12 protein-coding genes are annotated in these 14741 nt (G+C 67.1%); 2 read left to right on the top strand and 10 right to left on the bottom strand.

What is annotated here, in order from left to right; translation table 11 throughout:
* Positions 1–73: 73 nt before the first annotated feature.
* Positions 74–1006, bottom strand: coding sequence for a histone deacetylase (locus HOP12_14715; protein ID NOT35394.1), 933 nt, complete (start codon positions 1004–1006; stop codon positions 74–76).
* 117 nt (positions 1007–1123) lie between these two features.
* Here HOP12_14715 and HOP12_14710 point away from each other — a divergent pair, with 117 nt between their 5' ends.
* Complete coding sequence (locus tag HOP12_14710) at positions 1124–2650, top strand: hypothetical protein (protein ID NOT35393.1); 1527 nt, start codon at positions 1124–1126, stop codon at positions 2648–2650.
* Here HOP12_14710 and HOP12_14705 read toward each other — a convergent pair.
* The 9 genes from HOP12_14705 to HOP12_14665 form a co-directional block, all read right to left on the bottom strand.
* A complete protein-coding gene (locus tag HOP12_14705; GenBank protein NOT35392.1) occupies positions 2580–3482 on the bottom strand; it encodes a DMT family transporter in 903 nt (300 codons plus the stop codon). The genes HOP12_14710 and HOP12_14705 overlap by 71 nt on opposite strands.
* Positions 3479–4174 carry a redox-sensing transcriptional repressor Rex gene (locus HOP12_14700; protein NOT35391.1) on the bottom strand — a complete coding sequence of 232 codons (696 nt, stop codon included), beginning with the start codon at positions 4172–4174 and terminating at the stop codon, positions 3479–3481. The genes HOP12_14705 and HOP12_14700 overlap by 4 nt, the downstream gene beginning before the upstream one ends.
* Complete coding sequence (gene gyrA / locus HOP12_14695) at positions 4134–6698, bottom strand: DNA gyrase subunit A (GenBank protein NOT35390.1); 2565 nt, start codon at positions 6696–6698, stop codon at positions 4134–4136. Before gyrA ends, HOP12_14700 begins: the two co-directional genes overlap by 41 nt.
* A 50-nt stretch (positions 6699–6748) precedes the next feature.
* Complete coding sequence (locus tag HOP12_14690; GenBank protein NOT35389.1) at positions 6749–7378, bottom strand: hypothetical protein; 630 nt, start codon at positions 7376–7378, stop codon at positions 6749–6751.
* The gene (gene gyrB, locus HOP12_14685; protein ID NOT35388.1) at positions 7378–9303 is read right to left on the bottom strand and encodes a DNA topoisomerase (ATP-hydrolyzing) subunit B; all 1926 of its coding nucleotides are present in this window, start codon (positions 9301–9303) and stop codon (positions 7378–7380) included. Before gyrB ends, HOP12_14690 begins: the two co-directional genes overlap by 1 nt.
* Positions 9304–9326: 23 nt before the next feature.
* Positions 9327–9626, bottom strand: coding sequence for a DUF721 domain-containing protein (locus HOP12_14680; GenBank protein ID NOT35387.1), 300 nt, complete (start codon positions 9624–9626; stop codon positions 9327–9329).
* Positions 9626–10774 carry a DNA polymerase III subunit beta gene (gene dnaN / locus HOP12_14675; protein NOT35386.1) on the bottom strand — a complete coding sequence of 383 codons (1149 nt, stop codon included), beginning with the start codon at positions 10772–10774 and terminating at the stop codon, positions 9626–9628. The genes HOP12_14680 and dnaN overlap by 1 nt, the downstream gene beginning before the upstream one ends.
* 360 nt (positions 10775–11134) lie before the next feature.
* Positions 11135–12601 carry a chromosomal replication initiator protein DnaA gene (dnaA, locus tag HOP12_14670; protein ID NOT35385.1) on the bottom strand — a complete coding sequence of 489 codons (1467 nt, stop codon included), beginning with the start codon at positions 12599–12601 and terminating at the stop codon, positions 11135–11137.
* Between the two features lie 489 nt (positions 12602–13090).
* Positions 13091–13732 (bottom strand): hypothetical protein, encoded by a 642-nt coding sequence (locus HOP12_14665; GenBank protein ID NOT35384.1) that lies wholly within the window; start codon positions 13730–13732, stop codon positions 13091–13093.
* 120 nt (positions 13733–13852) lie between these two features.
* Between HOP12_14665 and HOP12_14660 the strand changes: the two genes are divergently transcribed.
* Positions 13853–14741, top strand: an 889-nt coding sequence (locus tag HOP12_14660; GenBank protein ID NOT35383.1) for a hypothetical protein, incomplete at its 3' end; no start/stop codon positions are given.

Below are 14741 nucleotides of genomic sequence, written 5' to 3'. Positions count from 1 at the left end.
GTTGCGCCCTCCGCGATCCACGCGCGCAGAATCGGAACATGCGGCGCGGCGATCGCCGCGGCGGGCTCCCCGGTCATGGCGTGGCTCCGAGCTCCGCGAGGGGCGCGGGCGATTCCGACTCGAACAGCAATCGACAGGTCTGAGCATGAATGCGAACAACATCCGCCAGGTCGCTGGCGTAGCCGCCGCCGAGCGTGATCACCACCGGGATGCCGCGCGCGCGACAGCCCTCGATGACCATGCGGTCGCGACGCTTGAGGCCCTCGAAGGTGAGGCGCAGAGCGCCGAGCGGATCGGCGTGGAACGGATCCGCTCCGGCCTGCAGCAGCACGAGCTCCGGACGATGAGCCCATACCTCCGCGAGCCCGCGCTGGAGCGCTTCGAGATACGGTTCGTCACCGGTCTCGTCGTCGAGTCCGATGTCGAGGTCGCTGCGCTCCTTGTCGGGATAGAGCCGCTCCTGGTGAATCGAGAACGTGAACACCTCGGGCTCATCGCGAAAGAGGTGCGCCGTGCCATTGCCCTGATGCAGATCGACGTCGACCACCGCGGCGCGCACGATGCGCCGTTCGCTTCTCAGCGCCTGGATCGCGATCGCCAGGTCATTGAGGTAGCAGAACCCTTCGGCCCGTTCGGCGAACGCGTGATGAAAGCCTCCACCCAGGTTCGCGGCCGCGTCGCATTCGAGCGCCATGCGGGCCGCGAGCAGGGTGCCGCCGGCCATCCATGCGTAAGCATTCGCGATCTCTTCAGTGAGCGGCATCTCGGCATCCGAAGTCCGCCACGTCATGCGGGCCGCGAACAGATCGTCGAGGTACTCGGGCGCGTGCACTCGCTCGAGCGTCGCCCGGTCCGCAGCCTGCGGGGTCACGATCTCGTGATCCGCGATCGCGCCGGACTCGATCAGGGAGTCGCGTACCCGCTGGAATTTACTCATCGGAAACACATGCGGGCCGATGTCGCAGTGGTATCCGGGGGCGTGAATCACGGCGGCGCGAGCGGTCATGGAACGCGATGGTGCCATCCCTCAGGACGGGTGCCAAGGCGGCACCGAGTCCGCTACACTCTTGCCCCGGTCGCCGACCCGACCGACCCGCTCCCACGACTCGTTCAGGAGAATCCCGTGTTCCGTTTGCTGCCCGCTGCCGTCTCCACTCCCGCCCATCGCCGGATCCTTCCGGCGTTCGCGGCCCTTGCGACCGCTGTTTTCACGGGCCTGGCGAGCTTCGGCGCCACGTCTCACGCTGCCGACGAGGTGCCGCTCGACACGCTGTTCGCGCGCGCCGCGACCCCGACCTCGCTGCGCGCGACGCTCGCGGCGTGGGGCGAGGAGCGCGCGACCACCGAGCCCGAAGCCTCGGGCGAAGCGTGGTACTGGATCGGCGAGAGCTACTACCGGCAGAGCCAGCCGGACAGCGCGATCCTCGCGTGGGAGCGCGCGTGGGCGCGCCGACGCGGCGGCCTCGAAGCCGACGCGCTGGTCGAAGCGCTGTTCGAGCGCAAGGGCGCAGACGATCTCGATCGCGCACACACCGTGGCGGCGGCGCGCGTGCCGCTGGCGCGCGCGAGCTCCGAAGTCGACCACGCGAATGCGCTGGGCCGGCTCGCCTGGTCTCTCGTCCAGCGCAGCCAGGCCGATTCGGCCGCCAAGATGTTTGCGCGCGCCGAGCGCCGGCTGCTGTCGCCCACCAATTCGATGCGCTGGATCTGGCAGCTTCGGATCGCGCACGCCGAACTCGCGCACGGAAACGTGCGACGCTCGCTCGACCTGGCGACGCCGGTCGCGGCGCGCAACCTGCTCAAGGACTTTGACGCGCTCGACCTGCTCGCCGACGCGACGCCGGGCGGTGCATCGCGCGCCGCGCCGCTGATTCGAAACGAAATGCGGTTGTTGATCGAAGAGCGTGCCGGGCTGGTGGCCGCGATGAAGGGTTCCGAGGTGTGGTTCCCGAGTGCCGACGGCGAGCCGCTGAGCGGCATCGTGATCGCCCCTGAAGGCCGCGGGCGGGCGCGAGCCGCGGTCGCGTTCGTCGGGACCAACGAGAGCTTCGATGCCTGGGACAGCCTCGCAACCGCACTTCGGCACGCCGGGGTCGCGCTCATCCTGGTGGAGCCGCGGGGCACCGGAAGCTCTCGCACCAAGCAGTTCCCGTCACCCGAATCGTGGCGAGGGTTCGAGGATCAGCTCGAGCGTGAAACCGGCCGCGAGGCGCGCGCGGCGCTGCGGGCGCTGGCACTCGCGACGCCGGTCGACACCTCGCGCTTCCTGGTGCTGGCGGCCGGCGAGATGGTCGGCTGCGCGATCGAGGCGGCCCGCGCGGACTCACGCGTGCTCGCGCTGATGCTGACGAGCCCCGATCCCTCGCCGGTCGCGCGCGGGCGCGTGCTCGCCGAGCTCGGCGCGGTACGTCCTCCGGTCTTCATCGAGGTGGTCTCGACCGATCTCAATCTCTACTTCATGAACGTCGCGGACCTGTTCCTGCACGCCGCCAACGAATCCGCTTCGCGTAGCGCCGACTCGCGCCACATGGGTCCCGGCGTGATGGTGTTCCGCAATGACCCCGAGGCGTTCCCGCGCTTCAAGCGGTGGCTGGACGAGACCTGGAAGCTTCCGCCGCGGAGCGCGACTCCACGAAAACGACCGCGCTGAGGATCAGTGCCGCGCCGAGCCACCAGCGCGGCACGAAGCGCTCGCCGCCGAGCGTCAGCGCCACTACCAGCGCGAACACCGGTTCGAGTGCGAACAGGAGGGCGATGCGTCCCGGCGGCAGCGAGCGCTGCGCCCAGATCTGGAGCAGCGGCGCGATGGTGCTGCCGGCCACCGCCAGATAGGCGAAGCGCAGCCAGCCGTCGGAGCCGAGCCCGCGCAGTGCGGTCGGCAGGTCACCCGAGAACGGCACCAGCAGCACCGCGATGGTGAGTGCCTGCACGGCCGCCAGCTCGAGCGGCTCGACGCGGTGCCCGAAGCGCGCGACCACCACGATCTGGAGCGGGAACACCAGCGCTCCGACGATCGTCACCAGCTCGCCGCGGCCGATCGAAAGCGTGCGATCGAGCGAGAGCAGCGCCGCTCCGACGAGCGCCACGCCGATGCCGGTCAGCAGCACCCCGCCGGGCCGCTGACGCAGCAGCAGCCACGCCCAGAACGCAGCGGCGAGGGTGCCGGCGCAGGTCAGAAACGCCGAGGTGCCGGCCGAGGTGTCGAGTAACCCGACCGCCTGCAGCGTGAAGCTCGCGACCAGCAGCACACCGCCCAGCGCCCCGGCCCCCCACGCCGCGCGCGACGGCCAGCGTCGCCGCGCCGCCAGCAACACCGCGCAGATCAGCGACGCGACGCTGAAGCGCGCGCACACCAGCGCCGCCGGTGCGAGGTCGTGCACGATGTCGCGAATCGCCACGAACGTGCCGCCCCACAGCAGCGTCGCGAGCACCATGGCGAGCAGCGCACCCTGTTCGGCGCCGCGTGCCCGCTCCACGCTCACGTGCGAGACCGCCGCCGTTTGCCGCGGTCACGCGACAGCTCGAACGACAGGCTCTCGAACTCGACCGCCATGTCGACGGTGCGGAGTGCCACGTGATCCGGCACCCGCAGCTTTCGCGGCGCGAAGTTGAGGATTCCCCGCACGCCGGCCGCGACCAGCAGATCCGCGACTTCCTGTGCGGCCGCGAGCGGGGTCGCGATCACGCCCATGTCGAACGGCTCCGCACGCGCGGCCGCCGGCAGGTCGGCGATGTCGCGCACCACGAGTCGGCCGAAGCGCTGGCCGACCCGCGTGGTGTCGCGGTCGAACGCCGCCACCAGGTCGAAACCCTGCTGCTCGAAGCCGCGGTACGACAGCAGCGCCGACCCGATGTTGCCGCTACCGACCAGCACCACCCGCCAGCGATGGTCCATGCCGAGGATGGTGCGGATCTGCTCGCGCAGATGCGCCACGTTGTAGCCGAGCCCTCGACGCCCGAACGATCCGAACACCGACAGGTCCTTGCGCACCTGCGCCGACGTGATGCCCTCACGTTCGGCGAGGCGGTGCGAAGAGATCAGTCGCTTGCCTTCGGACTCGACTTCCTCCAGGACCCGGTAGTAGTGCGACAGGCGCCGGATCGTGGACTCGGAAACTCGGCTCATCTCGCGATCAGGGCGTGTCGGCCTCTCCCTCGGAGGTCTCGGGCGCATCGTTCGTCGCCTCGGGGACTTCATCCGGCATGGCGCCTGACTCGCCGATCACGGCTTCGGGGGCGCCATTTTCTTCTTCGCTCACCACGCGGGTGACGCCGCCGACCCGGTCGGGCAGCAGCTCGCCTTCGGGAGTATCGAGGTTGACGAGCCGTACGCCCTGCGTATTGCGGCCGATCACCGAGATGCCCTTCACCGGCATGCGAATCAACTGGCCCTGGCGCGTGATGATCATGAGTTCGTCGCCGTCCACCACTTCCTTGACCGCCACCACCTGCCCGTTCCGTTCGTTGGTCTTGATCGTGATGATGCCCTTGCCGCCGCGATGCGAAACTCGATACTCGGAGATTTCGCTGCGCTTGCCGTAGCCGTGCTCGGTCACGGCGAGCAGCGTCGCCTGGCGCTTCACGCCGACCATGCTGACGACCTCGTCCTCGGCGTCGTCGAGCGTGACCGCTTTGACGCCGTAGGCCGTACGTCCCATGGCGCGAACCTCGTTCTCGTGGAAGCGGATCGCGAGCCCCTTGCGCTTGGCGAGGATCAGGTCCTGCGAGCCGTCGGTGATGATCGCCTCGATCAGCGCGTCGCCGTCTTCGAGCAGCACCGCGTTGATACCGGCTTTTCGGACGTTGCCGTAGGCGGACAACACGGTCTTCTTGATGAGGCCCTTGCGGGTCGCACACACCAGGAAGTGCTGATCGTCGAAGTCGCGGACCGCGACCACCGCCTGCACGCGTTCGTCACGCCCCAGCCCTTCGAGGTGGTTGACGAGCGGGCGCCCGCGCGCGACTCGGCCGGCCTGTTCGACCTCGTGCACCTTGAGCCAGTAGCAGCGCCCGCGCTCGGTGAGGAACAGCAGGAAGCTGTGCGTGCCGGCCACGAACAGGTGCTCGATGTAGTCCTCTTCCTTGGTGCGCGCACCGATCACGCCCTTGCCGCCACGGCGCTGCGAGCGATACGCGCTGATCTCCTGCCGCTTGATGTAGCCGGCGTGCGAGATCGTGATCACCATGTCCTTCTGCTCGATCGTGTCCTCGAACGTGATCTCGCCTTCTTCGGCCGCGATCTCGGTGCGGCGCTCGTCGCCATGCCGCTCCTTCAGGCGCCGCGCCTCGTCCGAAATGATGCTGAGGATCTTCTTCGGGCTCGAGAGGATGCTGCGCAGCTGCTCGATGAGCTTGAGCAGCTCGAGGTACTCCTCTTCGATCTTCTTGCGCTCGAGGCCGGTGAGGCGCGAGAGCCGCATCTCGAGGATCGCGCTGGCCTGGATCTCGGTGAGCTGAAAGCGGCTCATGAGTCCTTCGCGCGCGGTTTCGGTGTCCTTGGAGGCACGGATCAGGGCGATCACTTCGTCGAGGTGATCGAGCGCGATCTTCAGACCCTCGAGGATGTGCGCGCGGCGCTCGGCTTCGGCAAGATCGAACTCGGTCCGCCGGCGCACGACTTCCTGCCGGTGCCGCACGTACTGATCGATCAGCACGCGCAACTCCAGCACCTGCGGTCGCTGGTCGACCAGCGCGAGCATGATCGCCCCGAACGTGCTCTGGAGCGGCGAGTGCACGAACAGCTGGTTCAGCACCACCTTGGGATTCGCGTCGTTCTTGAGCTCCACCACGATGCGCATGCCGTCGCGATCGGACTCGTCGCGCAGGTCACGGATGCCGGTGACCTTTCCGTCCTTCACCAGCTCCGCGATCTTCTCGAGCAGCGACGACTTGTTGACCTGGAACGGGATCTCGTTCACGACCAGGCTCATGCGGCCGGCCTTGCCCTCCTCGACCACCGCGCGTGCGCGCATCTTGATGAGGCCGCGCCCGGTCAGGTAGCAGTCGCGGATGCCCTGGGTGCCGTAGATGATGCCGCCGGTCGGAAAGTCGGGGCCCTTCACGATCTTCATGAGATCGAGCGTGGTGGCTTCGGGATGCTCGATCACGTGGCAGATCGCGTCGCACACCTCGCCGAGGTTGTGCGGCGGAACTTCGGTGGCCATGCCGACCGCGATACCGGAACACCCGTTGATGAGCAGGTTCGGCACCACGCCCGGGAGCACCACCGGTTCCTCGCGCGTTTCGTCGTAGTTGGAGCGGAAGTCGACGGTGTTCTTCTCGAGGTCCGCGAGCATCTCGGCCGCCAGCGGCGTGAGGCGCGCCTCGGTATAACGCATCGCTGCCGGGGCGTCGCCGTCGATCGAGCCGAAGTTGCCCTGGCCGTCGACCAGCGGGTAACGCATCACCCAGCTCTGCGCGAGCCGTACCAGCGTGGGGTACACGACCTGTTCGCCGTGCGGGTGGTAGTTACCCGAGGTGTCGCCGGCGATCTTCGCGCACTTGCGATAGCCGCGGCCCGGCATCAGGTTGAGGTCGTTCATCGCCACCAGGATGCGGCGCTGCGAAGGCTTGAGGCCGTCGCGCACGTCCGGCAGCGCACGCGAGACGATGACCGACATCGAGTAATCGATGTAGCTGGTCTTCATCTCGTTTTCGATGTTGACGTCGACGATCTTCGATCGGTCGTTGAGAGGCATCGTTTCCGTCCTGTGCGTTCGCCGTCACGCCCGCTGGGGGCGGCGGCCGGTCAGCGCGATCCTTCGCGCGTGCCGAGCCAGCGCCACTCCACCGCGGCGGTGATGTACCGTCCGGTGGCGTCGTTGAACAGCCGGTGATATCGAGCCGCGAGTCCGAGCGTGGTGCCGGGCACCAGCGCGCGTCCGATCGAGGCTCCAAGCGAGAATCCGGTCGAGCTGAGTCCCTGGAACACTTTGCCGCGAACGTCGTCTTCGATGCGGTAGTAGCCCCATCCGGCATCGGTGACGAGCTGCCATCCCGCCCGCGCCCACGGCCCCGCCTCGAGTCGCCAGGCGGCCCCGAACACGTCGCGGTGTCCGTCTTCGATCTGTCCGAGCGAGGCGCCGCTGCCGGGATCCGTCACCGTGACCACGCGCGAACCCATGTCGTGCGCATAGATCGAGAGACCGACCGCGATCGGAGCGCCGCCGAGCCCGCCAGGCGTGCGCGCCTCGAGCGGCCACACCAGCGCCGCGCCGAGTGCCGGGCCGCCGCCGTCGAAATCGGCACCGCTCACGAACGTCGCACCGCCGGCCTCGATCGCAAACGTCGGCGACGCGGTGGCCGCGGGCGTGAGCCCGGATACCGCGCAGACGCCGAGCGCGATCGTGGCCGCCGCGCGCGCCACCAGGCGCTTCATCAAATGTCCAGGTTACGCACGGCCAGCGCGTTCTCCTCGATGAACTGACGGCGCGGTTCGACGTGCTCGCCCATGAGGATCGTAAAGATGCGATCCGCCTCGGCGGCATCCGGAAGCTGCACCCGCAGCAACGTGCGCGTCTCGGGATTCATGGTGGTCTTCCACAGCTGGTCCGGGTTCATCTCGCCGAGGCCCTTGTAGCGCTGGACCATGACGTTCTTGCGGCCGACGCGCGTGAGCGCTTCGTCGCGCTCGCGGTCGTTGTAGCAGTAGATCTCGTCCTTGCCGTTCTTCACCATGTAGAGCGGCGGCTGCGCGATGTACACGTGCCCGTTGCTGACCAGCTCGCGCAGCTCGCGGAAGAAGAACGTCAGCAAGAGCGTACGGATGTGCGAACCGTCGACGTCGGCGTCCGTCATGATGATGATGCGGTGATAGCGCAGCCGGGTGATGTCGAACTCTTCCTTCACCCCCGCGCCCAGCGCGGTGATCATGCTGCGGATTTCCTCGTTCGCGAGGATCTTGTCGATGCGTGCCTTCTCGACGTTCAGGATCTTGCCGCGGATCGGGAGGATCGCCTGGAATCGCCGGTCGCGGCCCTGCTTGGCGGTACCGCCGGCCGAGTCGCCCTCGACGATGTAGATCTCGCAGTCCTGCGGATCGTCGAACGCGCAGTCGGCGAGCTTGCCGGGCAGCGAGCCGCCGTCGAGGATGGTCTTTCGGCGTGCCAGCTCGCGCGCCTTGCGCGCCGCTTCACGCGCGCGTGCGGCCGAGATCATCTTCTCGATGATCTTGCGCGCCACCGCGGGATTCTCCGCGAAGAACTCGCGCAGGCCGTCGCCCACGATGCTCTCGACGATGCCCTTCACTTCGCTGTTGCCGAGCTTGGTCTTGGTCTGGCCCTCGAACTGCGGGTTCGGCACCTTGACCGAGACCACCGCGGTGAGGCCCTCGCGCACGTCGTCGCCGGTCACGCCGACTTTCGCGTTCTTCATCATGCCTTCGCGCTCGGCGTAGTTCGTGAGCGTGCGCGTGAGCGCCGAGCGGAATCCGACCAGGTGGGTGCCGCCCTCGACCGTATTGATGTTGTTCACGAACGAGTGCACCGACTCGTTGTATCCGTCGTTGTACTGGAACGCGATCTCGGCGTTGATCTGATCGCGGTCGCGGCCGAAGTACACCGGTTTGCCGTGCAGCACTTCCTTGTTCTGATTGAGGTACTTCACGAACTCGACCAGCCCGCCCTTGTACATGAACTCGACGTTCTTGTCGGCGCGCTCGTCGATCAGCCGGATCGAGAGCCCGCTGTTGAGGAACGCCAGCTCCCGCATGCGTCCGGCCAGGATGTCCCACTGGTAGTTCGCTTCGGTGAAGATCTTGTTGTCGGGCTTGAAGCGCACCGTGGTGCCGGTTTCGCGGCCCTTGATCCGGGTGGTCGCGGGCTCGGAGGTCATCGGCCCGGTCGGCTTGCCGGCCGCGTAACGCTGGCGATAGGTCGTTCCGGCCTTGAGCACCTCGACTTCGCACCACTCCGAGAGCGCGTTGACGACCGAGACGCCGACGCCGTGCAGCCCGCCCGAGACCTTGTAGCTCTGGTCGTCGAACTTGCCGCCCGCGTGCAGCGTGGTCATCACGACTTCGAGCGCGGGCTTCTTCATGGTGGCGTGCATGTCGACGGGAATACCGCGCCCGTTGTCCTGCACCGTCACGGAGCCGTCGGTCAGCACGTTGATCGTGATCTCGGTGCAGAACCCGGCCAGCGCCTCGTCGACCGAGTTGTCGACCACCTCCCACACCAGATGGTGGAGGCCGCGCACACTGATGTCCCCGATGTACATCGCGGGGCGCTTGCGGACCGCTTCGAGTCCCTCGAGGACCTGAATGCTGGTCGCGTCGTAGTGATGGCCTTTGGCTTCCGCCGTCAACGTAGCGTCTCCTTCCGTCGGATTCACCGCTGGATCCCTCCGCGGCCGTGTGTGAATCGCAGATCCTTGACCGACGTGCCACCCAGTCGATGGTTCAGCCGCCGGACCAGATCGCGTTTGAGGAGCGCAAGCTCGTGTCGCCACGGCGCGCTCTCGACTTCGACGAGCAGCACGCCGTCGCGAAACGACACCGCGCGGGCGCGGCGCGCAATCGCTCCGCCGACCGCTTCCTCCCACTCCCCGACCGCGCGCCAGCCCGCCAGCTGCTCCGTCAGGCCGAGTCCCTGCAACAGACCCGGAAGCACGTCTCCGAGTCGTTCCATCAACTCGCCGCGTCCGGCAAGCGGAGCGGCATGATGAGACACAGCAGATCCTCGTCGGCCTCCGACAGCGCTCCGACCGGCTCGATGATGCCGGCGGCGAGCGCCGAACCGAGTCGCAGCGAGACCCGCTCGCTCGGGATGCATTTGAGCAGATCGAGCAGGTAGTTCGCGTTGTAGCCGATGTCGAGGTCCTCGCCCGCGTAGTCGGCCGCGATCGAGTGTTCGCCGGCGCCGAGCTCGGTCGCCGAGGTCACGCCGAGCTTTCCGTTGCGGAGCGAGAAGCGCACCTGGCGCGTGACGTTGTCCGCGTGCGAGGCGACGATGTCGACCGCTTCGAGCAGTTCGTCGCGCCGCACCGTGACGGTGCGCGGATTGTTCTTGGGGATCACCTGCTCGTAGTTCGGATACGGACCCTGCAGCAGCCGCACCAGGATCTGGACCTTGTAGTCCCCGACCTGGGCACTGAACGCGGCCTGCTGGCGCGAGCCCGCGATCTCGATCTGCACCGGACCGGTCGCGTCTTCGGCGGCGCGGCTGACCGCGGACAGCGCGCGGCTCGGCACGATCACGCCGTCACGACCCAGTCCGCCGTCGGAACCCTTGCGCGATGCCAGCGACAACCGATGTCCGTCAGTCGAGACCAGAGCGAGCCGTTTGTCGGTGCCGTGCACGAGCACGCCGCCGAGCTGCGGGCGCGTCGCATCGTTCGAGACCGCGTAGGCGGTGCGTCCGATCAGGCGTGCGATCACGCTGCCCTCGACCGAGACGGTGGTCTCGGGCTTCAACTCCGGAACGCGCGGAAACTCGGCGGCATCCTGGGTCGGGAACTTGCTCCAGCCCTTGCCCTCGCCGTAGCTGATCTCGAGCTGCTCCCCCGCCATCGCGAGCGTCAGGGATCCCTTCGGAATCTTGCGCACCACCTCGTGAAAGTGCCGTGCCGAGACCGCGACCCGACCTGCGCTCTTGAGCTTGCACGGAACCGTGACGGCGGTCGTGACCTCGAGATCGGTTCCGGTGACGCGCAGGCCGCCCTTGTCCGCTTCGATCAGGAGGCAGGACAGCAGCGGCATCGGGCTCTTGGCGGACACCGATCCGAATGCTTTCCCCACCGCGTACGCGAGGTCGGCCTGCTGGATCGTGAGTTCCATTCTGTCGCTCCCTGACGCTGGAAAGTCCGAGGTTCGCTCGGATTGTGGCTGCGCGGAATCCGGCCCGGAAATCGTCGACGGCGAAAGCGGCTGCATTCTAAGTATCCCCCCCCATGCCATCAAGCACTTTCCGCACCGAATCTACTGCTGTAAGACGTTGTATTGCAAAGAGAAAAAACCTAGTAGCAGTAGGGGGTGTGGACTTGGTGTACAACCCGGATCCACCGTATGCAGGGCTCTACGCTGCGCGAGGTTGGCGACTTTCACCGACAATCAGGACGAGGTGGACGGCGCACTCAACCGGCCGAACTCATCCACAACCCTGGCAGTTATCCACAATCCGGTCGGGTTATCCACTGCTCACCCGAGCGACAAAGTGGAAATGATTCCGTTCACTTTCTCGGAGAAACCCCCGTCCGTCGCGATCCGCTCCCCAACCCGATCGCAGGCGTACATCACGGTGCTGTGGTCGCGTCCGCCAATCGTGCGGCCGATTTCGCCGAGCGACAGGTCGGTGAGCTGACGCATCAGGTACATGGCGACCTGGCGCGGCAGCGCGATCGAAGCGGTGCGTCGACGGCTCAGCAGCACCTCGGGGCGAACGCCGAAGGTATCGCTGACGGCCGCCACCACGCGTTCAGGACTCAGGCGGTCGGGCTCGGCGCCGACGTAGTCCTCCAGCACTTTCTCGACCATCGGCATGGTGATTTCCTGCTGCAGCAGCGAGCCCAGCGCGAGGACCCGCACCAGGCAACCCTCGAGATCCCGCACGTTGTTGCGGATGCGGTCTGCGATCAGCAGGAACGCGTCATCCGGCAGCGCCAGCCCGTCGCCGTCGGACTCGTAGCGGTGTCGCAGAATCGCGAGCCGCGTCTCGATGTCGGGTCGCATGATGTCGCACACCAGCCCCTGGTTGAATCGCGACGTGAGCCGCTCCTCGACCATCGACAGGTCCTTCGGCGGCTTGTCGGCGGTGACGACGATCTGCTTGTGCGCGTCGCGCAGCGCATTGAACGTGTAGAAGAACTCCTCCTGCGTGCTCTCTTTGCCGGCGAGGAACTGGATGTCGTCGATCAGCAGCACGTCGACATTCCGGTATTTGTTGCGGAATGCCAGGGTTTGAGCGTGCTGGATCGCGAAGATCATCTCGTTCGTGAAGCGCTCGGCCGGCACGTAGTAGACGCGCGCCTCGGGGCGTGACTGTTTGACCGCGTGTCCGATCGCGTGAAGCAGGTGGGTCTTGCCGAGTCCGGAACCCGCGAAGATGAACAACGGGTTGTAGGCCTCGCCGGGCTTCTCAGCGACCGCGCGGCATGCCGCGTGCGTGAAGGCGCTGCTGGTGCCGACGATGAAGTTCTCGAACGTCAGTCGAGGATGGAGCTGGCTCTCGAGCCAGCTTCGATCGGTGCTGCGCTGGCTACCCGGAAGTTCGCTCAGGGTGGCGCGCGGTCCGAGCGAACGAGGCGACGCGGTGCCGGGTGTGCTCGACGGGGCGAGGCCGCCACGTGGCGAAGCCGCCTCCGCGTGCGTGGTCCGAGGTGCTGTGTGAGATTCGTGCGCTGGTGCCGCGGCCGCTCGGAGTCGAATCTCGACCGGGGCGCCGAGCGTGTCTTCCAGCGCCCTCGTCAGCAGCGGAAGATAGTGCTCGTGGATCCAATCGACGAAGAACGGGTTGGGGACCTCCAGCTCGACGAGCGGAGGCTCGAGCTGAAGCGGGGTGATGGGTCGGAACCAGGTTTCGAAGGCCTGCTGGGAGTCGAGACGAGAGCGAATGGCTTCGAGGGCCTGTTCCCAGACGCGGTCGGGTTCCGCGAATGCGGTGGCCATGAATGCGATCCTTGCGTGCGCCACGGGGCTCGGGGCGAAGCGATCGCGATCGATCGCATGGCGTCGGGCCTTTCGGGGGGCGTGTGAAGGGACGTCGTGTCGGAGTTATCAACAGTTCGGTGGAAAGCGGCAAAGCCAAGCAGTGGAATCCGTTGAACCGGGGAGTGACCCCTCCTTTCCACAATCTTGTCCACAGCGCGAAGACGCCCCCAAAATTGCCTCGCGATGGGCGCGCGAACGGCTCCGGTCGAGGGTCCGTAAGCGATTTCAGCACTTGAGATTGGATTGGGTCGGCCAGGCCATCGATCGACGGAATGGGGTGGGACCATCGATCGGGGGCAGGAACGCTACCACCACAAGCGCGCTCTCAACAAGCCGGTTTTTGAACGTCGCAATGTCGCGTAAGCCATTGCTTTACAGCAGATTGTGCGACTGAACGGATGTGCCGTTCGGAGCCGGTGGGGTGGCGACCACACGCGTTCGAACGGTTCAGAAGTCGAAATTCGCTCCAAATCCAACGCCGACGTTGTCGTTGAAGGCGTCGCCGAGGCGTAGCCTGAGTTCGGCGACCGCGCGGGTTCCCGGCATCAGGGGAATTTCGGTTCCGAGTCGAACCGGGAAGGACACATCGTTCGCGTCCGTCGCCCCCGCATCGACGCGCGAGAACAGCGCGCCGATCGACACGTACGGCTCGAGATCGAACGACCTGGCCATCACGATCGGACACGATCCGGTGAGCAGGGGCCCGAGCGAGAGCTGGCTGAAGTCCTCGCCGGACTCGAGGCCGATTCCCGCACCGAACGACAGGTCGATCGCCGCGCCGTTCGAGACCTTGGCCGCGAGAAGCTTGAAGTCCGCGCCGAGTCGGGCGGTCGTCACGTCGCTGCCGCCCAGATCGTAGCGGCCGAGGCCGCCTTGAAAACCGAAATCCACGTCGGGATAAAAACTGAACCGCAACTGTCCCATCACCGCGAGCAGGTTGCTGCTCATGTCCATGTAGGCGCCCGCGGCGTGCCCGTTGGGTGGGAGCGTGCGCGCGCCGGCGTACTGCCCGAAAGTCTGCGCGCGCACCGGCACCGCCGCCGACACGCCGATGAACACGGCGAGCAGCAGCATCGATCGACGTCTCACGACCCCACCTCCGTGTGGTTGAAACGGTGAACCACCGTCCGCTTCGCACGCTGTCAGATCGTGCCGGTTGCGGCAAGGGATCCTTGCCCGCCGCGTGCGCTCATGCTACGGCTCTCGTGCATGAAACTGCTCAGCGATTTCGACGGCGTGTGGACCCATCCGCGTGAGGAAGCGCGCGTGCAAGGGGAGAAGCTCGAAGGCGCCCTGGTCGGCTGGGGTGCTTCGCAGGGCGTGTCGGAAGTGGGGGAGTGGCTCGCCCGCGCCCGCGTCGAGGTGCTCGAGCGACCGCTCGAGTTTGGCTGGGTTTCCGAAGGCCGCATCTCGGCGTTTGCCGGCGAGGATCCGTTCGTCACGCATGGCTCGCTGCTTCACTACATCGGAGTGCGCGCCGCGTCCGACCCGATCGCGGGGCTGCTCGAGCGCGCGATCCTCGCGCATGGGCACGCGAGTCTCGACGCGTTCGGTGGCGCCACCCATCACGAGGGCGTCCGGGCGGTCGAGGCGCAGCGCGGGCCCGCGATTCTCGCGGACTCGGCGGCCGCCGGTCGCTCAATGCTTGCGAGCGGCATCGAGGTCGACGTGGTCTCGAACTCGACACCCGAGAAGCTCGCGCGCTGGTTCGGACATGCGGCGCTTCCTTACCGGGTTCATCCGGACCGCGCGGCCGGAGCGCTCGCCCTGCGCGGCGGAGCGCGCAAGTTCGTGCTCGCGAACCGCGCGCCCGAGTGGCTCGAGCTGGGCGCGGCCCGCATCGACGTCGCGCGCCCGCACTATCGCGAGGTGCTGCAGGAGATTCGTCCCGGAGCGGTGGTCGGGGACGTGTTCTCGCTCGATCTGGCGCTGCCGCTGGCGCTCAAGCGCAGTGAGCCCGGGTGGCAGGACGTGCGCCTGTTCTGGCTGATTCGCGACTATTCGCCGGCGTGGCTGCGCGCCGAAGTCGAACGTCATGCCGGCGCTGAGGTCGAGATCCTCGAAGACGGACTCGCGGGGGTGGCGGCGCGCCTCGCCT

The sequence above is a fragment of the Candidatus Eisenbacteria bacterium genome, from assembly GCA_013140805.1.
In the GTDB taxonomy this organism is placed as follows: domain Bacteria; phylum Eisenbacteria; class RBG-16-71-46; order RBG-16-71-46; family RBG-16-71-46; genus JABFRW01.
The sequence above is the reverse complement of the archived record's forward strand: the minus strand, read 5'-3'. Positions and strand labels throughout refer to the sequence as shown.

What these genes read in the sequence shown, in the direction of transcription:
- HOP12_14715 (NOT35394.1), bottom strand. Translation starts at nt 1,006, where the DNA reads ATGACCGCTCGCGCCGCCGTGATTCACGCCCCCGGATACCACTGCGAC.
- HOP12_14700 (NOT35391.1), bottom strand. Translation starts at nt 4,174, where the DNA reads ATGCGCCCGAGACCTCCGAGGGAGAGGCCGACACGCCCTGATCGCGAG.
- gyrA (NOT35390.1), bottom strand. Translation starts at nt 6,698, where the DNA reads ATGCCTCTCAACGACCGATCGAAGATCGTCGACGTCAACATCGAAAAC.
- HOP12_14690 (NOT35389.1), bottom strand. Translation starts at nt 7,378, where the DNA reads ATGAAGCGCCTGGTGGCGCGCGCGGCGGCCACGATCGCGCTCGGCGTC.
- HOP12_14680 (NOT35387.1), bottom strand. Translation starts at nt 9,626, where the DNA reads ATGGAACGACTCGGAGACGTGCTTCCGGGTCTGTTGCAGGGACTCGGC.
- dnaN (NOT35386.1), bottom strand. Translation starts at nt 10,774, where the DNA reads ATGGAACTCACGATCCAGCAGGCCGACCTCGCGTACGCGGTGGGGAAA.
- dnaA (NOT35385.1), bottom strand. Translation starts at nt 12,601, where the DNA reads ATGGCCACCGCATTCGCGGAACCCGACCGCGTCTGGGAACAGGCCCTC.